Annotated in this window: 21 protein-coding genes; 10 read left to right on the top strand and 11 right to left on the bottom strand. The window is 73.0% G+C overall.

Features of this window, described 5'->3' with window-relative positions:
- Positions 1 to 15: 15 nt before the first annotated feature.
- Genes ABD080_RS05550 through ABD080_RS05535 form a run of 4 tightly spaced genes read right to left on the bottom strand, consistent with a single transcriptional unit; the run spans position 16 to position 3,923 of the window.
- Positions 16 to 780 (bottom strand): iron ABC transporter ATP-binding protein, encoded by a 765-nt coding sequence (locus ABD080_RS05550; RefSeq protein ID WP_137769516.1) that lies wholly within the window; start codon positions 778 to 780, stop codon positions 16 to 18.
- Positions 777 to 1,844: an iron chelate uptake ABC transporter family permease subunit gene (locus tag ABD080_RS05545; RefSeq protein WP_377827293.1), complete on the bottom strand. Its 1,068-nt coding sequence runs from the start codon at positions 1,842 to 1,844 to the stop codon at positions 777 to 779. Before ABD080_RS05545 ends, ABD080_RS05550 begins: the two co-directional genes overlap by 4 nt.
- 31 nt (positions 1,845 to 1,875) lie before the next feature.
- Positions 1,876 to 2,883: an ABC transporter permease gene (locus ABD080_RS05540; RefSeq protein WP_343903934.1), complete on the bottom strand. Its 1,008-nt coding sequence runs from the start codon at positions 2,881 to 2,883 to the stop codon at positions 1,876 to 1,878.
- A gap of 23 nt (positions 2,884 to 2,906) precedes the next feature.
- Positions 2,907 to 3,923 (bottom strand): siderophore ABC transporter substrate-binding protein, encoded by a 1,017-nt coding sequence (locus ABD080_RS05535; protein ID WP_343903932.1) that lies wholly within the window; start codon positions 3,921 to 3,923, stop codon positions 2,907 to 2,909.
- Positions 3,924 to 4,135: 212 nt separating this feature from the next.
- Between ABD080_RS05535 and ABD080_RS05530 the strand changes: the two genes are divergently transcribed.
- On the top strand, positions 4,136 to 4,891 hold the full coding sequence (locus tag ABD080_RS05530) for an ABC transporter permease (protein ID WP_343903931.1): 756 nt from the start codon (positions 4,136 to 4,138) through the stop codon (positions 4,889 to 4,891).
- Positions 4,892 to 4,897: 6 nt separating this feature from the next.
- Here the strand turns inward: ABD080_RS05530 and ABD080_RS05525 are convergent, their stop codons facing one another.
- Positions 4,898 to 5,635 (bottom strand): phosphatase PAP2 family protein, encoded by a 738-nt coding sequence (locus ABD080_RS05525; protein ID WP_343903930.1) that lies wholly within the window; start codon positions 5,633 to 5,635, stop codon positions 4,898 to 4,900.
- A gap of 168 nt (positions 5,636 to 5,803) precedes the next feature.
- On the opposite strand from ABD080_RS05525, the gene efeU reads away from it, so the two are divergent.
- The 3 genes from efeU (at position 5,804) to ABD080_RS05510 (ending at position 9,640) form a co-directional block, all read left to right on the top strand.
- Positions 5,804 to 6,688 (top strand): iron uptake transporter permease EfeU, encoded by an 885-nt coding sequence (gene efeU / locus ABD080_RS05520; protein ID WP_343903929.1) that lies wholly within the window; start codon positions 5,804 to 5,806, stop codon positions 6,686 to 6,688.
- Positions 6,689 to 6,761: 73 nt separating this feature from the next.
- A complete protein-coding gene (efeO, locus tag ABD080_RS05515; RefSeq protein ID WP_343903928.1) occupies positions 6,762 to 8,102 on the top strand; it encodes an iron uptake system protein EfeO in 1,341 nt (446 codons plus the stop codon).
- 83 nt (positions 8,103 to 8,185) lie between these two features.
- The gene (locus ABD080_RS05510) at positions 8,186 to 9,640 is read left to right on the top strand and encodes a Dyp-type peroxidase (protein WP_343903927.1); all 1,455 of its coding nucleotides are present in this window, start codon (positions 8,186 to 8,188) and stop codon (positions 9,638 to 9,640) included.
- A gap of 425 nt (positions 9,641 to 10,065) precedes the next feature.
- On the opposite strand, the gene ABD080_RS05505 is transcribed toward ABD080_RS05510, so the two are convergent.
- From ABD080_RS05505 to ABD080_RS05485, 5 genes are all read right to left on the bottom strand, one after another.
- Entirely contained in the window at positions 10,066 to 11,937 is a 1,872-nt protein-coding gene (locus ABD080_RS05505) for a carbohydrate-binding module family 20 domain-containing protein (RefSeq protein ID WP_137769509.1), read from the bottom strand.
- A 177-nt stretch (positions 11,938 to 12,114) separates the two neighbouring features.
- Entirely contained in the window at positions 12,115 to 12,264 is a 150-nt protein-coding gene (locus tag ABD080_RS05500; protein WP_168198004.1) for a hypothetical protein, read from the bottom strand.
- A gap of 37 nt (positions 12,265 to 12,301) precedes the next feature.
- Positions 12,302 to 12,793 (bottom strand): DoxX family membrane protein, encoded by a 492-nt coding sequence (locus ABD080_RS05495; protein WP_343903926.1) that lies wholly within the window; start codon positions 12,791 to 12,793, stop codon positions 12,302 to 12,304.
- A 102-nt stretch (positions 12,794 to 12,895) separates the two neighbouring features.
- A complete protein-coding gene (locus tag ABD080_RS05490) occupies positions 12,896 to 13,726 on the bottom strand; it encodes a methyltransferase domain-containing protein (protein WP_137769507.1) in 831 nt (276 codons plus the stop codon).
- Positions 13,727 to 13,787: 61 nt separating this feature from the next.
- Complete coding sequence (locus tag ABD080_RS05485; RefSeq protein WP_343903925.1) at positions 13,788 to 14,843, bottom strand: FUSC family protein; 1,056 nt, start codon at positions 14,841 to 14,843, stop codon at positions 13,788 to 13,790.
- Between the two features lie 216 nt (positions 14,844 to 15,059).
- Between ABD080_RS05485 and ABD080_RS05480 the strand changes: the two genes are divergently transcribed.
- From ABD080_RS05480 to ABD080_RS05465, 4 genes are all read left to right on the top strand, one after another.
- Complete coding sequence (locus ABD080_RS05480) at positions 15,060 to 16,541, top strand: purine-cytosine permease family protein (RefSeq protein ID WP_343903924.1); 1,482 nt, start codon at positions 15,060 to 15,062, stop codon at positions 16,539 to 16,541.
- Entirely contained in the window at positions 16,538 to 17,113 is a 576-nt protein-coding gene (locus tag ABD080_RS05475; protein ID WP_343903923.1) for a cysteine hydrolase family protein, read from the top strand. Before ABD080_RS05480 ends, ABD080_RS05475 begins: the two co-directional genes overlap by 4 nt.
- 88 nt (positions 17,114 to 17,201) lie before the next feature.
- Positions 17,202 to 17,765 carry a DUF488 domain-containing protein gene (locus ABD080_RS05470; RefSeq protein WP_343903921.1) on the top strand — a complete coding sequence of 188 codons (564 nt, stop codon included), beginning with the start codon at positions 17,202 to 17,204 and terminating at the stop codon, positions 17,763 to 17,765.
- A gap of 64 nt (positions 17,766 to 17,829) precedes the next feature.
- Positions 17,830 to 18,639 (top strand): SDR family oxidoreductase, encoded by an 810-nt coding sequence (locus ABD080_RS05465; protein WP_343903920.1) that lies wholly within the window; start codon positions 17,830 to 17,832, stop codon positions 18,637 to 18,639.
- A 108-nt stretch (positions 18,640 to 18,747) separates the two neighbouring features.
- Here ABD080_RS05465 and ABD080_RS05460 read toward each other — a convergent pair whose 3' ends face one another.
- Entirely contained in the window at positions 18,748 to 19,746 is a 999-nt protein-coding gene (locus tag ABD080_RS05460) for a TerC family protein (protein WP_343903919.1), read from the bottom strand.
- A gap of 231 nt (positions 19,747 to 19,977) precedes the next feature.
- On the opposite strand from ABD080_RS05460, the gene ABD080_RS05455 reads away from it, so the two are divergent.
- Positions 19,978 to 21,117, top strand: coding sequence for a phosphotransferase family protein (locus ABD080_RS05455; protein WP_343903918.1), 1,140 nt, complete (start codon positions 19,978 to 19,980; stop codon positions 21,115 to 21,117).
- A 19-nt stretch (positions 21,118 to 21,136) separates the two neighbouring features.
- On the top strand, positions 21,137 to 21,943 hold the full coding sequence (locus ABD080_RS05450) for a fructosamine kinase family protein (RefSeq protein ID WP_343903917.1): 807 nt from the start codon (positions 21,137 to 21,139) through the stop codon (positions 21,941 to 21,943).
- The last annotated feature ends 75 nt before the right edge of the window (positions 21,944 to 22,018 follow it).

Raw genomic sequence — 22,018 nt, 5'->3', positions numbered from 1 at the left:
CGTCGGCCCCCGCGCTCAGTAGTACACGGCGAGGGGGCCGTCGGGCCCGTCGATCACCTGCACGTCCGTGTCGAAGACGCGGCTGAGCAGCGCCCCGTCCATGATCTCGGCGACCGGCCCGGACTCGACGACCCGGCCGTCCTTCATCGCGATGATGCGATCCGCGTAGCGGGCCGCGAAGTTCACGTCGTGGAGCACGACGACGATCGTGCGGCCCAGCTCGTGCGCGGCCGCGTGCAGGCGGCGCATCATCTGCACGCTGTGGCGCATGTCGAGGTTGTTCAGCGGCTCGTCCAGCAGCACGTACTCCGTGTCCTGGGCGAGGACCATGGCGACGTAGGCGCGCTGGCGCTGCCCGCCGGAGAGCTGGTCGAGGTAGCGGGACTCGAGCTCCTGCAGGCCCAGGAAGTCGATGGCCTCGCTGATCTTCTGCTCGTCGGCCGCGGTGAGGCGTCCCTGCGAGTGCGGGAAGCGGCCGAAGCCCACGAGCTGGCGCACCGTGAGCCGGGTGATGAAGTGGTTCTCCTGGCGCAGCACGGAGAGGACCTTCGCGAGGTCCTTCGAGGCGGTGCGGGAGACGTCGTACCCGGCGACCTCGATCGCGCCCTCGTCGATCCCGAGCAGCCGCCCCACCATCGTGAGCAGGGTGGACTTGCCCGCACCGTTCGGGCCCACGAGGGCGGTGACGCCGCCGGCGGGGATCTCGAGGGTCACGGGACCGATCTCGACGGTCCCGTCGGCGGAGCGGTAGCGCTTGCGCACCGTGTCGATGGCGATCACAGACGGCCCTTCCGCAGCAGCACGACCAGGAAGACCGTGCCGCCGACGAGCTCGATGATGACGGAGACCACGCCGCCGGCGTAGAAGACGTGATCCATGACGAGATAGGCGCCGGCGAGCACGACGAAGCCGAGCAGCACGCCGAGCGGCAGCAGCAGGCGGTGCGCGTGGGTGCCCGCGAGCTGGTAGGTGAGGGTCGCGACGAGGAAGCCGAAGAAGGTCATCGGTCCCACGAGCGCGGTCGAGGTCGCCATGAGCACGGAGACCAGCACGAGGACCAGGAGCGTCTGCCGGCGGTGGTCGACGCCCACGTTCAGGCACACGTCCCGGCCGAGGGCGAGGACGTCGAGCCTCCGCGCGCTCAGCCAGATCCCGGCGCCCGCGATGCCGGCGAGGCCGATCGCCCAGGGCAGGTACTCGACGCGCGCGTTGGAGACGGAGCCGAAGAGCCGCGCGGAGAGCACGTCGAACTCGCTCGGGGTGAGCAGGCGCTGCATGAAGGAGGAGATCGAGCCGAGCCCGCCGCCGAGGATGATGCCGATCAGCAGCATGACCTGCATGTCCGCGTAGCGGCCGCGCAGCAGCCAGCCGTAGAGCAGCATCGAGAGGCCCACCATCGCGGCGACCTGGAGCAGGTACTGCCCGGTGCCCTGGATCGCGACGACGCCCGCCACGCCGAGCACGTACACGGCGGTGGTCTGGATCGCCGTGTAGAGCGACTCGAAGCCCAGCAGGGACGGCGTGATGATGCGGTTCGCGGTCACGGTCTGGAAGGCGATCGTGGCGGTGGCCTGACAGAACGCGGCGATCAGCATCGTGGTCACGGAGGTGGCGCGCATCTTCGCGATGAGCCGGAAGCCCTCGCTGCCCGGCGGCATCGGGTTGCCGACGGCGAGCAGGGCGTAGGCGCAGCCGCCGGCGACGAGCAGGAGGGCGATGAGCACGATCAGGTAGCGGCGGCGGGAGCGGGCGTCCGCGAAGGCGCCGGAGCCGCTGCGCGCGGCAGGGGCGGCGGATGCGGGACCGGCGGAGTCGTCGAGGCCGACGGAGCCGACGGTGCCCATGACGGGATCCGTGATCGGGGCGGTCACGCGCTCAGCCACGTCGGCGCTGCCGCAGGAGGAGGGCGATGAACACCGCGGCGCCGACGACGCCGAGGATGAGGGAGACCGGCACCTCGAAGGGCATGATGACGATCCGGCCCACGAGGTCGCACAGGGTGACCACGCCGATGCCGAGCAGGCACACCCACGGCAGGTTCGAGCGCAGGTCGTCACCGCGCAGCATCGAGACGATGTTGGGGACCACGAGCCCGAGGAACGGCAGGTTGCCGACCACCACGGTGACCACGCCGGTCGCGAGGGCGACGAGGGCGGTGCCCGCGAGGACCATCCGCCGGTAGCTCACGCCAACGCTCGACGCGACGTCCTCGCCGAGCCCCGCGACGGTGAGGCGGTCCGCGAGGACGAACACCGCGACCGCGACGAGGGCGACGACCCACAGCACCTCGTACTGGCCGCGCAGCACCGAGGTGAAGGAGCCGGCGAACCAGACGCCGAGGATCTGCAGGGCGTCGAACTGGAGCGCCACGAAGGTCGAGACGGAGCTGACGACCGCGCCGAGCATGAGCCCGATGATCGGGACGATGAGGGAGCTGCGCAGGGTGACCCGCTGCAGCACGGCGAAGAAGACCATCGTGCCGATGAAGGCGAAGACGACGGCGACGCCCATCCGCGTGAGCAGCGAGGACTGCGGGGCGAGGATCATGACGGCGATGAGGCCGAGGCCCGCCCACTCGGTGGTGCCGGTGGTCGAGGGCTCGACGAAGCGGTTCTGCGTGAGCAGCTGCATGACCAGGCCGGACATGGCCATGGCGGCGCCGGCGAGGACGAGCGCGATCGTGCGGGGCACGCGGGTGATGGCGAACATCTGCGCGCCGTCCTCCGCGCCGAGGTCGTAGACGCCGGTGAACAGGGAGGCGACGAGCAGGGCGCCGACGACGGCGAGGCCGATCAGCAGCTTGACGTCGAGGAGGCGCTCACGACCGCGCCGGCGGGGTGCCGGCGCGGTCGCGGGTCGCGCGGTGGTGGCGCGGGAGGTCATGCGGGAGGTTCCTGCCCGGGGGCTCAGGCCTTCTTCTCGAGGGCGTCGGCGAAGCTCTCGAAGAACTCGGTGTAGGTCTGGATGCCCTCATTGGTGTAGGTGTCCTCCGGCATGTAGAGGATGTTGCCCTCGGTGACGGCGGTGACGCCGGCGAGCGCCTCGGAGGCCTCGAGGACCTGTGCGGCGGGCTCGTAGGAGGGGTCGTCGGCGCTCACGGCGGCGTCGCGGTCCATGACGAGGATCCAGGCGGGGTTCGCGGAGGCGATCGCCTCGACGGAGATGTCGTCGCCCTGGTGGTCGTCGCTCGCGCCCTCGACCTCGAGCGCGGGGACCAGGCCGAGGGCCTCGAAGGCCCAGCCGAGGGTGCGGCCGGCGCCGGGGGCGATGTAGCCGATCTCGCCGCCGGAGACGTTCACGGCCATGACGGTGGAGGAGCCGTCGTAGGCGGCCTTCACGCGGTCCATGGCGGCGTCGAGGCCGGTGCCGAGGTCCGCGGCCTCGGTCTCCTTGCCGAAGATCGTGCCGAGCGCGGTGACCTGGCGCTTGAGCTCGTCGGCGAAGGGCTGGTCGTCGCGGGGGTCGAGCTCGAGCACGGTCGCGTCGGGCGCGAGGCGGGCGAGGTCGTCGTGGAACTGGGTGAAGCGCTGCCCGTTGATGATGAGGGTGGGCTGGGCGGCGACCACGGCCTCGAGGTCGGGCTCGCGGTGGTTGCCGAGGTCCACGATCGACTCGTCGGTCTTGTAGCCGATGGTCGTGGGCATGAGCTCGCGGGCGGCGGCGGTGAGGGGGACACCCCAGGCCTCGAGGGTCTCGAAGGTGCGGTTGTCGGTCGCGACGACGGAGGCGGGAGGCGTGACGATCGTCTGGGTGCCGTTGTTGTCCTCGATCTCGACAGTACCGACGGAGCCAGCGGCGCCGCCAGCGTCGGAGGCGCCCGCGGCGGTGTCGGCGTCGGCGCCGCTGCAGGCGGCGAGGAGCAGACCGAGCGCTCCGGCGACGGAGGCGGATCCGAGGGTGCGGCGGCTGAGGGCGGTGGTCATGGGGAGCCTCGGGCTTCGTGAAGAGGGGAAGGGCGGGGTCCTGCGGTGCGGACGAACCGGAACCGGACATGCTGAGGTTAGCCTCGCCTCGCACCTTTTCGCCAGTTCGAGCTTGCTTTATTCCGGCCCGCGGACCGTGATCGTCGTCTCATCGCCCGCCGGACGGGGACTACCCTGCGGAGGTCCGTCCACCCGAGGCAGGAGGAGCCGTCGTGCCCGACACCGAGACCGTGGTGCGCACCCTGCTGGGCGTCCTGCTGCTCACCGTGCTGACCACGGCGGTGCTCGGCGCCGCGCGCGTGCCGCACCGCTTCGCCTCGGCGCTCGCGATCCTCCGCGGCACCGTGCAGCTGGCCCTGCTGGGCGTGGTGCTCTCCGGCGTCATCACCGACGTGCGCTGGGTGGCGCTCGCTCTCGCGGTCATGTTCACCGTCGCCGCGGCCACGAGCGCCCGGCGCCTCGGCGACCTGCGCACGCACCTCCCCCTCACCGCCCTCGCCATGGGCGGCGGGGTGCTCGTCCCCCTCGCCGTGGTCTTCACGGCGGGGGCGATCGAGCCCACCGCCCGCTACGCCCTCGCGATCGGCGGGATCGTCATCGGCAACGCCATGACCACCTCGACCCTGGCCGGGCGCCGCGTCGTGCAGGCGGTCGCCGACCGCTGGGACGAGGTCGAGGGCTGGCTCGCCCTCGGCGCCACCCCTCGCCGCGCGACCATCGACATGGCGCGGCACGGGCTGCGCGAGGCGATCATCCCCACCACCGACCAGACCCGCACCACCGGGCTCGTGACCCTGCCGGGCGCCTTCGTCGGCGCGATCTTCGGCGGCGTGTCCCCGCTCGAGGCGGGCCGGTTCCAGATCGTCGTGCTCGCCGCGCTCATGGCGACCGCCGCGATCACCTCCGCCGTGGTCGCCTTCCGCCTCGCACCGCGGACCGGCAAGGGGTCGAGCCGCGCCGCCGCCTGACCCCGTTCAGGTCCCGACGGGTCGCCGGGGCAGCCGCCCCTCGAGCAGGCCCGCGCACAGCACGGCGAGCAGCGGCACCAGCACGAGCGAGGCGACCACGTCGGTGCCGTGGTGCACGCCGAGCGCGACCCGGGACCACGCGGCCACCAGGGCGAGCAGCACCGCCCCCGCGATCGCGACCCATCGGCCTCGCCCCGGCCGCAGGGAGAGCACGAGCGCGCAGCCGAGCGCCGCCGCGATCGCGGTGTGCCCGCTCGGGAAGCTCGACGAGGTCGGCATCGGCACCAGCAGCTGGTGCACGGTCGAGGGGTCGACGAGGTCGGTGGGGTCGGTGATCCCCGGCCTGGGCCGGGCCACGAGCAGCTTCACGAGCTTGCTCAGCGCCCACGGCACCGCCGCGAGCAGCACCGTGCGCAGGCCCTCCTGACCGCTGCGGCGACCCATCCCCACGGCCACGCCGAGCACCACGACCAGCAGTGGCGCCGTCCGCGGCCCCAGCACGAGGTCGACGAGGAGCGCGAGCCGGGCCCCGGCGCCGCCCGCGCTCACGGCGAGCGCCTGCTGCACACGCCGGTCGACCCCGTCCAGAGCGCCGGTGCTCGTGAGCAGGTCCCCCGCGAGCACGGCGAGCGCCACGAGCACCACGAGCCCGACCGCGCGGGGGAGGTCCGCACGCAGGCGGGGCGGCGCGGGAACGGCGGTCGTGGGGGCCGGGCGATCCGGGGTCGAGGGCGGAAGGCGCATGCGGACCAGCATGCACCCGGCGGCGACGGCGGCCCGTCCGTCCACGTGCCCGTGAGCGGGGCCACATGTCCGGTGGAGGACCCCCGCTGGACAATTACGTGAGGGTCGCCTTACTTTTTGATCGACGACCCGCTGGGGGCCGCCCGATCCCTTCCGGAGTGCCACCGCATGTTCCTGCCCAACCTGCTCATCGCCCTGCGCGAGGGCCTCGAGGCCTCGCTCGTGGTGGGCATCCTCGTGGCCTACCTGGTCCGCTCGGACCGCCGCGACGTGCTGCCGCGGCTCTGGGCCGGCGTCGCCCTCGCCGCGATCGTGCCGCTCGCCGTGGGCGCCATCCTCACCTGGGGACCCAAGACCCTCACCTTCCAGGCGCAGGAGATCCTCGGCGGCACGCTCAGCCTGCTCGCGGTCGCGCTGACCACCTCGATGATCTTCTGGATGTCGAAGAACGCCCGCGAGCTCAAGCAGAAGCTCGAGTCGGGGCTCGAGAAGGCGCTGCGGGACGGCCGCGGCTGGGGCGTCGTCGTCATCGCCGCCGTCGCCGTGGGCCGCGAGGGCGTCGAGACCGCGCTCATCCTCTGGGCGACCGTGAAGTCCTCCGTCGCGAGCTCCACCTGGGTCACCACCGCCGGGATCCTCACCGGCTTCGCCGTCGCGATCGTGCTGGGCGTGCTCATCTACCGCGGCGCGCTGCGTCTGAACCTCGGGACCTTCTTCACCTGGACCGGCGGCCTGCTGATCCTCGTCGCCGCCGGCATCACCGCCTACGGCATCGGCGACCTGCAGGAGGCCGGCGTGCTGCCCGGTCTGAACGACCGCGCCTGGGACCTCTCCGCCGCGCTGCCCGCCCCGAGCTCCCCGATCTACTGGCTGTACGTGCTGCTCGGCGCCATGTTCCAGCTCAACGTGAACCCGACGGTGCTGCAGGTCGTCGGCTGGTTCCTCTACCTCGTGCCCGTCGGCACCCTGTTCGTCGTGCGCACCCGCTCCCCGCGGAAGCACGCCCCCGTCTCGCCCGCCGTCGCCCCCGCCGCCGGCCCGGCGGACGCCTGAGCCGCGCCGCCGCGGCCGCCACCCCAACCCGTCTCACCCCGCGCGACCCCGTCGCCCGAACCACCGGAGCACCATGACCCCCTCGTCCCGCACCCTGCCCTCGCGCCGCCTCCTGCTGGGGAGCCTGCCGCTGCTGGGCCTCGCCCTCGCCGCGTGCACCGACAACCCCGGCGTCGCCTCCTCCTCCGCCTCCGACGGCGGCGGCGCGGCCGGCGCCGTGACCGTGACCCTCACGGACGACGCGTGCGAGCTCTCCACCGCGAGCGTCCCCTCCGGCCAGGTCACCTTCACCATCACGAACAACGGCACCGTGCCCAACGAGTTCGAGGTGCTCGCGGAGGACAAGCTGCGGATCATCTCCGAGAAGGAGAACATCGGCCCCGGCAGCAGCGTCGAGCTCACCACCTCCCTCGCGGAGGGCTCCTACTTCACGGCGAGCAAGCCGAACATGGTGGGCGCCCTCGTGGGCACCGCCGCCTTCACCGTCACCGCGGGCGAGGCCGTCGAGGTCGACGAGGACACCGCCGCCCTCGAGGAGAAGGCCGTCACCGACTACGCCGCGTACATCAAGGACCAGGTGGGCCTGCTGGTGACGAGCGCGAAGGAGTTCACCGACGCCTACGTGAGCGGCGACCGCGAGCTCGCCCGCTCGCTCTTCGCCCAGGGCCGCCGCCCCTACGAGCGCATCGAGCCCACCGCGGAGGTCTTCGGCATCGAGGAGGCCGGGGACCTCGACATGGCGATGGACGCCCGCGTCCAGGACCTCGCCGCGGACGCCGGCACCGAGGTCACCGACCCCTCCGTGCTGAAGGGCTGGACCGGCTGGCACCGCATCGAGGCGGACCTCTTCACCGAGGACGGCTCACCCTTCTCCTTCGCCGACGACGCCGCCCGCAAGGCCGCCGCCGACGACCTCAACAAGAACATCCAGACCCTCTACGACATCGTCTACGGCAAGCGCACCGGCCTCGGCGGCGCGGCCTTCACGATCACGCTGAACGACGTGGTCCAGGGCGCGCAGGGGCTCATGGAGGAGGTCGCGACCGGCAAGATCGTGGGCGAGGAGGACACCTTCTCCCACACCGACCTCGACGACTTCCAGGCGAACCTGCAGGGCGCCCAGGTCGCCTACGGGAACGTGCAGGCCCTCGTCGTCGCGAAGGACGAGGCGCTGGACAAGGACATCTCCGAGCGCTTCGACGCGGTCCAGGCCGAGCTCGACAAGCACACCGACGGCACCACGCCCGACGGTGAGCCCGCCTTCGTGGACTACTCGACCATCGCCTCCGTCCAGGAGGACGCGGGCGAGGCCCCCGGCGACGACTCCTACACCGACGCCCAGCGGGCGATCTCCGACGCGGTCAACGCGCTCTCGGAGAGCCTCTCGCAGGTCGCCGGCACGATCCTGCACTGAGCGACGGGGCGGGAACGGTGGATCGGCAGCATCAGGAGGACGTCCCCGGGGTCGGGACGTCGGCCGACGGAACGCCCGAGGGCATGCGGCCCACGAGCGGGACGACGCCCGACGACGTCGCGCCGGCGTCGGCGTCGGCCGACGGCTCCGCGCGCTCGAGCGGCGCCCGCGCGGGCGGCGTGGGCCGCCGCGGTCTGCTCGGCGCCGCCGGCGGCGCCCTGCTCGCGGGCGGTCTGCTCGGCGCGGCGGGCATGCGCGCCGCGGACTCCCGCGGCGGCGCCGCCGGGGAGGGCTCCGCGGACCCGCTCTCCCGTTCCCACCCCCTGCGCGGGGAGCACCAGTCCGGGATCACCACCGCCGCCCAGGACTACCTGTTCACGGCCGCCTTCGACGTCACCACGTCGGACCTCGAGGACCTCCGCACCCTCATGGCGGACTGGAGCGTCGCCGCCGAGCAGATGACCGCGGGAGAGCTAGTCGGCGGCGAGCCGGACCCGAACCCCTACGCCGCCCCGCGGGACACCGGCGAGGCCTGGGGCTACCCGCCCAGCTCGCTCACGATCACCGTGGGCGTGGGCCGCGGGATCTTCCTCGACGCCGACGGGAAGGACCGGTTCGGCCTCGCGTCCCGGATCACCGAGGTGCTCGAGGCGGGCATGCCGACCTTCGCGAACGAGGCGCTCCAGGAGAAGCACTCCGGCGGCGACATCATCGTGCAGGCCTGCGCGGACGATGCCCAGGTCGCGATGCACGCGATCCGCAACCTCACCCGCATCGCCTTCGGCACCGCGGCGCTGCGCTGGACGCAGATCGGCTACGGCCGCACCTCGTCCACGTCGACCGCGCAGGAGACCCCGCGGAACCTCTTCGGATTCAAGGACGGCACCCTCAACGTCAAGGCGGAGGACGGCGCCGACGTGCTCGCCGAGCACCTCTGGGTCGCCGAGGGCGACGACGGCGGCGACTGGCTCTCCGGCGGCACCTACCTCGCGCTGCGCAAGATCCGCATGCACCTCGAGGTGTGGGACCGCCTGCAGCTCGGCGACCAGGAGGCGACGATCGGTCGGGACAAGCGCTACGGCGCCCCGCTCTCCGTCGCGGACCCCTCCGCCTCCCGCGCCGAGTTCACGGCCCCGGACTACGAGGCCGCCGAGGGCGGGTCCCCGCTCATCCCGACGGACGCCCACATCCGCCTCGTCGCGCCGGAGAACAACGACGGGGCCCGGATGCTGCGCCGCGGCTACAACTACACCGACGGCTCGGACTCCCTGGGCCGGATCGACGGCGGCCTGTTCTTCGCGGCCTTCGTGCGGGACCCGCGGGCCGGCTTCTACCCGATCCTGGACCGCATGACCAGGAGCGACGCCCTCACCGAGTACCTGCAGCACGTGGCGAGCGGCCTGTTCGCGATCCTCCCCGGGATCGGGACCGAGGACACGATGTTCGGGCAGCGCCTCTTCGGCGTGCCCGGCTCCGCGGCGCCCGGCGCCGGCGGATCGGCGTCCGACGGCGGGGGCGCCTCCGACTCCGGCGCCTGACCGCCGCCTCCCCCGCGCCCCGAACCGCCACCTCCCCTGCAACCCGCCCCCACCTCCCCGCCCTGCGCCCCTCCCGGCCCCCTCCCTGCGTCCCGCCCCCTCCTCCCCTCCCGATGTCCGTTTGCGCGCCTGAGTTCCACGAGCGGAACACAGGCGCGCAAACGGGCAGCGAACGAGCTCTGCAGGCGGGCCCGCGAGGCGTGGACCCACAGCGGCCGCACGAGCAACGTGTCCGATTGCGCGCTGGAGAACCATTGGTGGAAGCTCAGCGCGCAATCGGACACGGGTGAGAGGCGGGCCGAGCCGGGCGGGCCGAGCCGGGCGAGCCTAGACGGGCGGGCCGAGCCGAGCCGAGCCGGGGCCGGGCCGGGTCAGCGGCGATCGGGGCGGGCCCGCCATGCTGCGGGCCCGCGCCGGTCAGGGTGCTACTTCCAGGTGTCGGAGAGGCTGAGCTTCCCGTCGGCGCCGACAGTCGCCGTGCGGTTCGCGCCCGACTCCCAGACGGCGGCGCCCGAGGCGTCGACCTTCACGTACTTGTACTCGAAGCTCGTGCCGGCGGGGAGGTCCACGGAACCGGTCCAGGCGGGGTAGCCGGCCGGGTCGAGGGCCACGCCGGAGGCGGGCTTCCAGCTGCCGAGCGCCGGCACGGAGCCGACGATCCGCACGTCCTGGCCCCAGGTGGTCGTGGCCTGCACGCTCACGGAGACCTTCCCGGCGACGGGCTCGTTGCCCGGGTCCGGCGTGGTGCCCTCGGAGGTCTTCCCCACCTGCAGGGCGAGCGCCCCGTAGGCGGGGAGGGTCGCCGAGAAGGTGCCGTCGGCCGCGACCGTGATCGTCTCGGAGCAGTTGCTCGAGGCGACGACGTCGCAGTACGTGCCCGCGGGGAGCGAGCTCGTGTAGGTACGGGTGGTCGCGGAGCCGGTGTTGTTCATCGCGACGAAGCCCTTGTCGCCACGGCCGTAGGCGATCTGGTTGGCGCCGTCGTCCCACCAGTTCGTGACCTCGGTGCCGGCGACCGCGTTGTGGAAGCCGACCATGCCCTGGATCTCGGTCCAGCGCTGGGTGCAGGTCCAGGCGTCGGAGTCGCAGTTCGCGTCCGGCACGGAGGTGGCGGTCGCGCCGGGGGCGCCGGCGTCCTTGTCGGTGAAGGTGTAGCCCGAGTACACCGACGGGGAGCCGTAGGGGTAGGACAGCATGAACGTGTTGGCCAGGACGTACTTCGCGCCCCAGGTGGAGTTCATGGTCTCGCCGTTGCGCTCGGTGTCGTGGTTGTCGACGAACACGCCGGCCTGGTCGGAGGGCAGCTTGCCATCGGCGATGTGCTGCAGGTTCGCGATCGATCCGTCGAAGTCGGACTTCAGCTGGCGCGCATAGTCGAACTCGTGCACGTCACCGGTGCCCACGTACTCGGACTCCTGGACGGGCTCGCCCGAGGCGCCGATGACCTCCTGGACCCAGTAGGCGTCCGGGTCGGTGAGCTTCGACTTGATGGCGGAGAGGTCGCTCGCGGGGATGTGCTTCGCGGCGTCGATGCGGAAGCCCGCGACGCCGAGGGAGAGCAGGTCGTTCATGTACCCGGCGAGGGTGTCCTGCACGTGGGTCGAGCCCGTGCGCAGGTCCTGCAGGGACACGAGGCGGCAGTTCTGGACCTGGTAGCGGTCCTGGTAGTTCGTGATGTTGGTGCGGCAGTCGTTGAAGTCCTCGGCGCCGTAGATGCCGGGGAAGGAGTCGATGCCGTAGGAGCTGCCGGCGGTGCCGGTGCCGGAGCCGCCGTCGGCCCCGGTGGTGTGGTTGATGACGGCGTCGGCGATGACCTCGACGCCGGCGCTGTTGCAGGACTCGACCATGGCGGCGAACTCGGCGCGGTCGCCGAGCTTGCCCTCGATCTTGTAGCTCACGGGTTGGTAGGACGTCCACCAGGCGGTGCCCTGGATCGTCTCCTGCGGCGGGGAGACCTGCACGTAGCCGAAGCCGGCGGGCCCGATGGTGCTCTCGCACTCGGCGGCCACGGAGTCCCAGGTCCACTGGAAGAGGTTGAGGATGACGTCGCCGCGGCCGTTGGGCGAGGTCGCGCCGCCGCTCGGGATCGGGGGCGCGGCCTGGGCGGGCGGCGCCGCGGCCGGGGCGCCGGCGAGGGCGAGCAGGGTGGCGAGCGCGAGGGCCGCGAGCAGGCGGGCGAGCGCGCGCGGCCCGGGGAGGGTGCGCGCCCCGGGGAGGGCTGCGGCCGACGCCGTGGCAGGCGCCGATGCGGGCGTCGAGGCCCGGGGGATGCGGGGTCTGGGGACGGGGTGCTGCATGGGTTCTCTCCTTGTCGTCGACGACGCCCACCGTCGGGCTCGTCATCCGGCGGCGTCGCCGGGATCGGTGCAAGAACTTGCAGGATCTGGCCAGATCTTGCCGTGGAGAGTACAGGCTTCGTTCAGATTCGTCGAGAGGTGGGCCACATCTCGACAAGAGGAGGGCATAAATGCAGGTCAAGTGATGACCGTTGGGTGGCGATGGCGACGTCGAGCAACTGCAAGTTCTTGCAGGGCGTCAACGTTCTCCGGCAAATCGCCCGCCGCCTCGATGCCCGATTGCGCGCCGGGGTTCCACGAACGGAACCACAGCGCGCAATCGGACATGCAACGGGGGTACGCCGGGCCGAGGCCCAGGCGAGGATCAGGCGGCCGGAGCCTGCTTCTCGAGGCTGCGCTCGAGCTTCGCGGCGCGCTTCTCCGCCTGCTTGGCGGCCTTCTTCGCCTCGCGGGCGCCGGAGCCGGTGCCGAGGATCAGGGCGATCGCGATCGCCGCCATCCAGGAGTCCTTGGCGAGCGGGGTGCCGGCCTGGGTGGGGCGCACGCCGTCGGCCTCGGTCATCTCCGGGGTGCGGAAGTACATCGACAGCATCGAGCCGGAGAAGCCGGCGAGCGCGAGGCCCGCGGCCTTCGTGGGGACGAAGGGCAGCAGCAGGGAGGAGCCGACGGCGATCTCACCGATCGCGACGAGGCGGCCGAACTGCTTCGGGGAGAGCTTCTCCACCGCAGGGATGCCGTTGACGGCCATCGACTGGAGGTAGCCGGCGGTCTGCTCGTCCATGCCGAGCTTTCCGATGCCGGAGTTGAGGATGAAGGCACCGGGGACGGCGCGCAGGACGGCGGAGCTGAGGTTCATGAGGGATCCTCCCGATGGACGTCGTGGTCGCGCCCAGAATAGGACGTCCGGCTCGGCGACGGGATCACTCGCCCTCCGTGGACCCATCGGCCCCCGCGCCCCTCAGACGGTCGCGACGATCTCGCCGTGGAGGAGCACGAACCAGGCGTCCTCCGAATCAGCCCAGTCGCGGAACGCGGCGGCCACGTCCTCGCGCGCGGCGGCGTCAGCCCGGCCCTCCCGCTCGAGCTGCGCGGCGAGGGGATCGCTCGTGATGCGACCGGACCAGGTGCGGGCCCACGCCTCGCGCGCCTCCGGGGTCGCGTGCAGCCAGGTGGAGGCACCGGGCGTGACCTGCGTGAACCCGGCCTCGTGTGCCCAGGCGAGCAGGCGGCGACCGGCGTCCGGGGTGCCGCCGTTGGCGCGCGCCACGTCGAGGTAGAGGCGCAGCCAGCGGTCCAGGCGCGGGTCCTCGGGGAACCAGCGGAAGCCCTCGTAGTCGCTGTCCCGGGCGGCGACGAGGCCACCGGGGCGGGTCACGCGCCGGGCCTCGGCGAGCGCGTCGACGGGACGCGGGAGGTGCTGGAGCACCTGGTGGGCGTGGACGACGTCGAACGCGTCGTCCGCGAAGGGCAGCGCCTGCGCGTCCCCGACGACCACCTGGACCTCGGAGAGTCCCTGCCGGTGGAGCTCCGCGCGGGTGATCGCCGCGGACTCCTCCCCCACCTCGAGGGCGGTGACGTTCGCGGGGCCGACGATCCGGGCGAGATCCGCGGTGATGGTGCCCGCGCCGGAGCCGACGTCGAGCAGCCGCTGCCCGGGGCGCAGATGCGGGAGCAGGTGACCGGCCGAGTTCGCTGCGGTGCGGGCGCGGTGGCTGTCGAGCACGGCCTCCCCGTAGCCGTGGGTGTAGGCAGGGCCTGCCGGGGTGGCGGGGGCGTCGGCGGTGGTCATGGAGCCGCACGTTACGACTCCGGGCTCGACTCGGCGAGGGCGGACCAGGGGGCGGGCGGCCTCAGCCGACGACGGCCCGCCGCGCGCGGCGCCGCTCGAGCGCGCGCCGCCCGAGGATCATCACGAGGCCCACGGCGACGCCGATCGCGGTCTCGAGCACGCGCGCCCGCAGCATGGGCCCGGCCGGCTGGGGATGGCCCAGCTGCACCATGAGCAGGGCGAGCGGGGTGATGAACAGGAGCGCCATCGCGTAGTTGCGCAGCACGTACAGCTCGGCGAGGAACTGCAGCAGCACGACCCACACGACGAGCTGCCAGGGCTCCGCGGGGAAGGAGAGCAGAAAAGCGGTGGTGACGATGCCGAGGGTCGTGCCGACGACGCGCTGCAGGCCCCGCTCCACCTGGGCGGAGTAGCCGAGCGGGGCGAGCGGGGCGACGGCCGCGACCTGAGCCCAGTAGGGGAAGGGCAGCCCGGAGAGCAGGCCCAGCAGCCCCGCCCCGAGCGCGGCGATCGTGTAGCGGAGGAACTCGGCGGTGCGCTCGGCGCGCGAGGCGTGCAGGTGGTCGGTGGAGAGGACGACGCCCGGGTGCCGCTCCCCCGCCCAGTGGCCCAGCAGGCCGAGGCCCACGCACAGCGCCGCGCAGCACGCGGCGACGAGGGCCGCGACCCAGACCGGGGCGGCCGGCGGGGCGGAGGCCACCGCGGCGACCGCGAAGACGGGGAAGATCGCGCCGCCCGGCTTGAGGCCGCGGGAGCCGACGAAGACGGCGGAGCCGCCCGCCACGAGCGCGGTGACGACGATGATCGCGATCTTCCCGGTCATGCCGGGCGCCGCCGTCGTGAGCTGCGCGAGCAGCGCGCCGATCGTCACGCACACCACGAGCATCGCCCCGGCCTGCGACTGCCGGCGGAACCGGTCCCGGGTGGGCTCGTAGCGCGAGTAGATGCCGGTGAAGGCCCCGAAGCCGGCGAACATCGCCCATCCCAGGTGCCCCGTGAGCAGCAGCGTCGCCAGCGGGATCGCGAGGCCCAGGGAGATCCGGGCGGCCGGGATGTGGTCGTACCGCGGCGGGGCGAGGCTGACGAGGCGGTGCAGGCGGGACGGGGACGAGGACACACGGCTCCTGGGAAGGACGGGAGGGCCGACGGGGGCCCGTCGGCGGGGAGAGGGAGGGCGCGGGCCAGGGGCCACGACCTTCCGAGGGTATGCCTGAGCGGACCTGCGCCGCCATGACGCAGGGAACCCCCGTCGGCGCTGTGACGTGGGAGACTTCCGCCAGTGCCCCGCCCGGGCGCCCTCCCCCTTCGGATCTCCTCTTCCTCGGAGCGGACCATGACGACCCCCTCTCCCACCCCCGGCCTCATCGAGACCACCGGCATCGAGATCATCGCCGAGTCGGAGCGCACCGCCCGCCCGCGCGACCTCGTGTGGCCGTGGTTCGCCGCGAACATCTCCGTGTTCGGCATGAGCTACGGCTCGTACCTGCTGGGCTTCGGCATCAGCTTCTGGCAGGCGAGCGTCGTCGCGGTGATCGGCATCGTCATCAGCTTCGCGCTGTGCGGGCTCGTCGCGATCGCCGGGAAGCGGGGCAGCGCGCCGACGATGGTGCTGTCCCGGGCCGCGTTCGGCGTGCACGGGCAGAAGCTGCCGGGCATCATCTCGTGGCTCACGTCGATCGGCTGGGAGACCTCGCTCGCGATCTCCGCGGTGCTCGCGACGGCGACCGTGTTCAGCACGCTGGGCGTCGCCTCGGGTCGCGCGGTCACGGTGATCGCCGCGGTCCTCATCGCGGCGCTGATCGTCACGGCGAGCGTGCTCGGCTATCACACGATCATGCGCCTGCAGTCGGTGCTGACCTGGGCGACCGGGATCATGACGATCCTGTTCATGGTGCTCACGGTGCCGCACATCGACTGGCAGGCCGTCGCCTCGATGCCCTCGGGGCCGCCGCAGGCGATGATCGGCGCGCTCGTGATGGTGATGACGGGCTTCGGCCTGGGCTGGATCAACATCGCGGCGGACTGGTCCCGCTACCAGCGGCGCACCGCCTCGGACGCCTCGATCGTCCTGTGGAACACGGTGGGCGGGGCGGCGGCGCCGGTCGTGCTCGTGGTGTTCGGCCTGCTGCTCGCGGGCTCGGACCAGACCCTCTCCGAGGCGATCTCCGGGGACCCGATCGGCGCGCTCGTCTCGATCCTGCCGCTGTGGGCGCTGATCCCCTTCTGGATCGTCGCCGTGCTGACCCTCGTCTCCGGCGCGGTGCTCGGCATCTACTCCTCGGGCCTGACCCTGCTGAGCCTCGGCATCCGCATCCCCCGCCCGGCGGCCGCCGCGGTGGACGGCGTGATCCTCACGGTCGGCACGATCTGGGTGGCGTTCTTCGCGACGAGCTTCATCGGCCCCTTCCAGAGCTTCCTCATCACGCTCGGCGTGCCGATCGCCGGCTGGGCGGGCATCCTCATCGCGGACGTCCTCACCCGCCGTCGCGACTACGACGAGCAGGCCCTGTTCGACCCCCGCGGCCGCTACGGCGCCGTCGACCGGACGAGCATCGTCACCCTGGTCGTGGTCTCGGTGCTCGGCTGGGGCCTCGTCGTGAACTCCTATGCGGCCGACGCCCCCTGGAACAACTGGCAGGGCTACCTCCTGGAGCCGCTGGGCCTGGGCACCTACGTCGACGATCCCGCGGGTCCGTACTGGGAGGGGAACTGGGCGTACGCGAACGTGGGCGTCCTCCTCGCGCTCGTGCTCGGCTTCCTGGTGACGCTCGTGGCGCGGCGCGGCCGGATCCGCCGGCAGGAGGCGACCGCATGAGCGCCGCGGAGCCCGCGACCGACCGGGAGCCGTGGCTGCTGGTCGTGGACGCGCAGCGGATCTTCGCCGACCCCGCCTCGGACTGGGCGTCCCCCTTCTGGGAGGGGGCGTGGGAGCGGATCCGCGAGCTCGCCGCCGCGGTGGGACCGGAGCGGACCCTGCTCACCCGCTGGCTGCCCACCGCGGACCGCTCGACCGCCTGGGGCGACTACTTCGCGACCTGGCCCTTCGCCGACGTCCCCGCGACCGATCCGCTCTACGCGCTGGTGGACGGTGCCGCGGAGCTCTCCGCGCACCCCACGATCGACGAGCCGAGCTTCGGCAAGTGGGGGCGGCAGCTCGCCGGCGTGGTCGGCCACGCCCCGCAGCTGCTGGTCACCGGGGTCTCCACGGACTGCTGCGTCATCACGACGGTGCTCGCCGCGGCCGACGCCGGGGCGCACGTCACCGTGGTCGCCGATGCCTGTGCTGCCTCCGCCGCGGAGAACGCCACGGCCGCCCTGCACACCATGAGCCTGTTCCCGCCGCAGGTGGACCTGCGCAGCACCGCCGAGGTGCTCGCGGGTCCCTGAGCGCCGCGGACCCTTCTCCCCGACTGAGAGGAACGACGATGACGAAGCACGAACCGGTCCAGGCGGTCGCTCTGAACGGCCCGCGAGCGTGACCGCGGAGGTGCCCTCCCCCGCGCTGCTCACCGTCGGTCATGGTCGACTGGAGCCGGAGGAGCTCGCCGATCTGCTGACGGGCGCGGGCATCCGGCAGCTGGTGGACGTGCGCCGCTTCCCGGGGTCCCGGACGAACGACGCCGCCGCCCGCGGCAAGGTCGAGGAGATCTGCCGCGGCGCCGGTATCGACTACCGCTGGGACGAGCGCCTGGGCGGGCGGCGACGGCTCACGACGGAGGAGGACACCGCCACCCGGGACCCCTGGTGGCGGGTCGCCCAGTTCCGCGCCTACGCCGCCTGGACCCGCAGCGAGGAGTTCCGGGCCGGGATCACGGAGCTGCGGGCCGACGTGGCGCGCGAGCGCACCGCGGTGATGTGCTCGGAGGCGGTCTGGTGGCGCTGCCATCGTCGCCTCATCGCCGACGTGATGCTGCTCGAGCACGGGGCCGAGGTGCTGGACCTGATGCACTCGGGCCAGCAGCGGCCGCACGAGCCGAGCGCCGGCGCCCGGCTCGACGAGGACGGCCACGTGGTCTGGGACCGGACCGACGAGGGCTGACCCGGCGCGGCCTGCCCGGGAAAAGACCTGGCCACGGGCCGCTGCCGGGACCTACCGTCGGCCCATGATGTCCCCCGCCGGCTTCCCCGTCTCCCCCGCCCCGCCCCGCGCCGCCCTGCTCACCGGGGTGGGTCGACGCCGTGGCATCGGCGCCGCCCTGGCCCGCGGCCTCGCTGCCGACGGCTTCGCCCTGGCCCTGTCCTCCCTGGACGCCTACGACCGCCGGGTGAACGGCGAGCCCTCCGACGTCACCGACCTCGCCGAGGAGCTCCGCGCGGAGGGCACGGAGGTGGTGCTGCTGGACGGCGACCTCGCCGATCCCGCGGTGCCGCCGCGCCTCGTGGCCGAGGCCCATGAGCAGCTGGGGCCGCTCGGCGCGCTCGTCATGGCGCACTGCGAGTCCGTGGACTCCTCGATCCTGGACACGACCGTCGAGAGCTTCGACCGCCACTACGCGGTGAACGTGCGCGCCAGCTGGCTGCTCATGAAGGCCTTCGCCGAGCAGGTCCCGCTGCGCGAGGAGGGCGCGCCGGCGGCCGACGGCGGCGCCGTCATCGCGCTCACGAGCGACCACACCACGCACAACCTGCCCTACGGCGCCACGAAGGGGGCACTGGACCGCCTGGTGCTCGCGGGCACCCATGAGCTCGCCGATCGCGGCATCCGCACGAACGTCGTGAACCCGGGCCCGATCGACACCGGCTGGATGACGGACGAGGTGCGGGACGCCGGCGCCGCGCAGACCCCGGGCGGGGAGCTCGGTGGGCCGGGCACGGTCGAGGACCTGGTGCGCTTCCTGCTCTCCGAGCGGGGCCGGTGGATCCGTGGGCAGCTACTGCTGTCCAACGGAGGCTTCGCGACGCCCGCAGTCTGAGCACGGTCGACGCCGGCACCCCCACCCGGGGACGGACGCCCGAGGGGCCGGCCGGCTGTCGCGCCGGCCGGCCCCTCGGGTCAGCAGTGGGTGGTCAGCACCCGCTGGTCAGTGCTGCGTGATCTCCGCGTCCTCGTCGGAGCCGGAGCTCCTGGGCGGGAACAGCAGCGAGGCGGCGACCGCACCGGCCATCGACACGACGATCACCGTGAGCGAGAGCCAGATCGGCACCTCGGGGATCTTCTCGAGGATCTCGAAGCCGGGGATGAAGTGCAGCGGCGCCTCGTGGATCGCGTGGATCAGCAGTTTCACGCCGATGAAGCCGAGGATGATCGCGATGCCGTAGTGCAGGTACGCGAGGCGCTCCATGAGGCCGCCCAGCAGGAAGTACAGCTGGCGCAGGCCCATGAGCGCGAAGAGGTTCGCGGTGAACACGAGGAACGGGTTCCGGGTCACGGCGAAGATAGCGGGGATCGAGTCGAGGGCGAACATGACGTCGGTCAGGCCGATCGTGATGAAGACCATCAGCATCGGGGTGAGCATCGTCTTGCCGTTCACCCGGGTGCGGAGCTTGTTGCCGTCGTACTCCTGCGCGACGGGGAACAGCTTGCGCACCCCGCGCATGATGAAGGACTCGCCGTCGTCCTCGCCCTCCTCCTGGGTCTGCTTCCACGCGGTCCACAGCAGGAACAGGCCGAAGAGGTAGAAGACGCCCACGAAGTGCTCGATGATCACCGAGCCCGCGAGGATGAACAGGGCGCGCGCGACGAGGGAGATGATGATGCCCACCATCAGCACTTCCTGCTGATACTTCTTGGGCACCGCGAACTTCGTCATGATGACGATGAAGACGAAGAGGTTGTCGACGCTCAGCGAGTACTCGAGCAGCCAGCCGGTGACGAACTCCGAGGCGGGCGCCATGCCGCCCACGAGGTACAGGACGACGGCGAAGACGAGCGCGAGGCCGACGTAGAAGCCGATCCATCCCGCGCATTCCTTGAGCGACGGCACGTGCGGCCGCTTGATGACCAGCAGGAGATCTGCCAGGAGGAGGACGACGAGGACGGCGAGAGCCGCGATCTCGAAGCCGAGGTGCAGCTCACCCACGGGAGCTCCTTCGAGGTTGGGGACGTGCGACCGTTCCGGGCACCGCCACGGGGCCCGGTCGGGATCGTCCCAGGGTATCGCGAACCCCATCGGCGGCCCCCGGGTGAGGGGCGTCGGCTCGGTCACCGCGGCCGGGCGGGGCGCGGCGGTCCCCGGGACGCCGCCGACCACGGCGTAGAATGCCCTGACCAGCGATGAAGGGGTCCGTCAGACTCCGAACGAGGAGGCCGCGTGGCGGAGGAACAGCTCGACGAGGACCTGCCCGCGGCTGCCCGCCCGGAGACCGGCGAGCGGATCCTCGAGGCCTGGCGCCACGGGACCCTCGTCCTCCCGCTGCGGGACGCCACCTCGCCGGTGCGGCTCCCCGGCCTGCACAAGTCCGTTCTCCCCGCCTCGCTCTCCGGCGCGGCGCGGGTGTCGCTGCTGGGCGTCGGCGAGCACTTCGCCGCCTGGCGCGTCGCCCCGCAGGAGAACGCCCCGCTGCTGGTGCGCGTCCCCCACGTCGACCCCGCGGAGCTGCCGCAGTCCCTCGCCCACGAGATCGCGGCCCTCGCCCTCGCGCCCGTCGAGGTGGGGCCCGAGCCGATCGCCTACGCGGATGATCCCGCCGCGAGCCCGCTCGGGGTCCCCTACGTCGTGACCAGCGAGGTGCCCGGCACGGCCGCCGCACCCGGCGCCTGGACGACGGCGCACCTCGCCGCGCACGCGGAGCTCCTCGCCCGCCTGCACACAGTCGCCGCCCCGGGCCGCGGCCCCGTCTCCTTCGGCGCGGCCCCCTGGGACGCGGTCCCCACATCGACGCCGTCCCTGATCGCGGAGGTCGCCGGGGCCGTCGCCGACTGGCGCGAGCACGCGGCCGCGGTGATCGCGGAGCACGAGCTCGAGCCGTTCCTCGAGGCGACCCTCGCCCGGGTCGCCGGCGTCGAGGAGCAGATCGGCTCCCTCGACGCGTTCGCCCTCACCCACGGCGACCTGTGCGCCACGAACATCATGTGGGACGAAGCTCCGGGGTCGGAGGTGCCCCGGGTCCAGTACATCGACTTCGAGTGGGCGCAGGCCGACGACCCCGCCCGGGACCTCGCGATCATCGGCGGCTCCGTGCACGCCGGCCCCTGGTACGTGCCGATGGACGAGGAGGCCGTGGCCGGGTTCGTCCACGTCTACCTCGAGGCGCGGAGGCGGCTGGGACCTGTGCCCGACGCGATCGCGGACCTCCCCTCGCTGCGGGAGCGGATGCGCGCCTGGACCGCCTACGAGCGCACCGGCATGCTCGTCCACCTCGCCCGGCGCGCGAGGGGGAGGCGCTCGTACCGTCCGCTCGTGGAGCGGATGCGGCCGCTGCTGGCCGCGGAGCTGGGCCTGCCCGCCTGAGGCTCCTACGGTGGTGGGCATGGACGACGTCGACAGCTCAGCGTTCACCAAGTCCCGTCCCGGGGCGCCCACCGGCTTCTTCGCGGCGGAGGCCGCGGGCCTGCGCTGGCTCGCCGCCGCCCGCCAGGTCCCCGTCGTCGAGGTGCGCGCGGTGCGCGAGGACGGCCTGGACCTCGAGCGTCTCGAGGAGACCGGGGCGAGCGCCCGCGCGGCGCGCCGGCTCGGCGCCGATCTCGCACGCCTGCACGACGCGGGCGCCGAGTCCTTCGGCTGGACACCCGCGGAGGGCGCCTGGTTCGGGCCGCTCGACGCGCCGTTCGCGGTCCCGGTGCGCCGCCACGACGCCTTCGCCCCGTTCTGGGCGGAGGACCGTCTCGCCCCGCTCGCGCGGAGGGCGGCGCCGCGGCTGGGCGCCGAGGGGAGCGCGGAGGTGGAGGCGGCGATCGCCGTGATCCGCGACGGCGCCTTCGACGGGATCTCCGGGCAGGGCCGGGAGCGGCCGGCGCGGCTGCACGGGGACCTGTGGTCCGGCAACGTGCTCTGGACGGAGGGCGGCGCGGTGCTCATCGATCCGGCCGCGCACGGCGGCCACCGCCTCGAGGATCTCGCGATGCTCTCCCTGTTCGGCGCCCCGCACCTCGAGGAGATCCTCGCCGGGTACGAGGAGGCCCATCCGCTGCCCGGTGGCTGGCGGGAGGACGTGCCCGCCCACCAGCTGTTCGGCCTGCTCGCCCATGTGGTGCTCTTCGGCGGCTCGTACACGGCGCCCACGCGGGTCGCGGCCCGCGCCGTGACTGCCCGCGCGGAGCGGCTCGAGCGCGGCTGAGCGACGTCGGGGGACGACGGCGCGGGGGTGGCGTCGAGCTCGGGCCCCGGCGGCGAGGGCGCCGGGACGCGCCGA

It is taken from the genome of Brachybacterium rhamnosum, from assembly GCF_039526185.1.
GTDB lineage: Bacteria > Actinomycetota > Actinomycetes > Actinomycetales > Dermabacteraceae > Brachybacterium > Brachybacterium rhamnosum.
The sequence above is the reverse complement of the archived record's forward strand: the minus strand, read 5'-3'. Positions and strand labels throughout refer to the sequence as shown.

Excerpts from the sequence above, each read along its gene's own strand:
- ABD080_RS05545 (WP_377827293.1), bottom strand. The coding sequence starts at position 1,844 with ATGGGCACCGTCGGCTCCGTCGGCCTCGACGACTCCGCCGGTCCCGCA.
- ABD080_RS05540 (WP_343903934.1), bottom strand. The coding sequence starts at position 2,883 with ATGACCTCCCGCGCCACCACCGCGCGACCCGCGACCGCGCCGGCACCC.
- ABD080_RS05535 (WP_343903932.1), bottom strand. The coding sequence starts at position 3,923 with ATGACCACCGCCCTCAGCCGCCGCACCCTCGGATCCGCCTCCGTCGCC.
- ABD080_RS05525 (WP_343903930.1), bottom strand. The coding sequence starts at position 5,635 with ATGCGCCTTCCGCCCTCGACCCCGGATCGCCCGGCCCCCACGACCGCC.
- efeU (WP_343903929.1), top strand. The coding sequence starts at position 5,804 with ATGTTCCTGCCCAACCTGCTCATCGCCCTGCGCGAGGGCCTCGAGGCC.
- efeO (WP_343903928.1), top strand. The coding sequence starts at position 6,762 with ATGACCCCCTCGTCCCGCACCCTGCCCTCGCGCCGCCTCCTGCTGGGG.
- ABD080_RS05510 (WP_343903927.1), top strand. The coding sequence starts at position 8,186 with ATGCGGCCCACGAGCGGGACGACGCCCGACGACGTCGCGCCGGCGTCG.
- ABD080_RS05505 (WP_137769509.1), bottom strand. The coding sequence starts at position 11,937 with ATGCAGCACCCCGTCCCCAGACCCCGCATCCCCCGGGCCTCGACGCCC.
- ABD080_RS05500 (WP_168198004.1), bottom strand. The coding sequence starts at position 12,264 with ATGTCCGATTGCGCGCTGTGGTTCCGTTCGTGGAACCCCGGCGCGCAA.
- ABD080_RS05495 (WP_343903926.1), bottom strand. The coding sequence starts at position 12,793 with ATGAACCTCAGCTCCGCCGTCCTGCGCGCCGTCCCCGGTGCCTTCATC.
- ABD080_RS05490 (WP_137769507.1), bottom strand. The coding sequence starts at position 13,726 with ATGACCACCGCCGACGCCCCCGCCACCCCGGCAGGCCCTGCCTACACC.
- ABD080_RS05480 (WP_343903924.1), top strand. The coding sequence starts at position 15,060 with ATGACGACCCCCTCTCCCACCCCCGGCCTCATCGAGACCACCGGCATC.
- ABD080_RS05475 (WP_343903923.1), top strand. The coding sequence starts at position 16,538 with ATGAGCGCCGCGGAGCCCGCGACCGACCGGGAGCCGTGGCTGCTGGTC.
- ABD080_RS05465 (WP_343903920.1), top strand. The coding sequence starts at position 17,830 with ATGATGTCCCCCGCCGGCTTCCCCGTCTCCCCCGCCCCGCCCCGCGCC.
- ABD080_RS05450 (WP_343903917.1), top strand. The coding sequence starts at position 21,137 with ATGGACGACGTCGACAGCTCAGCGTTCACCAAGTCCCGTCCCGGGGCG.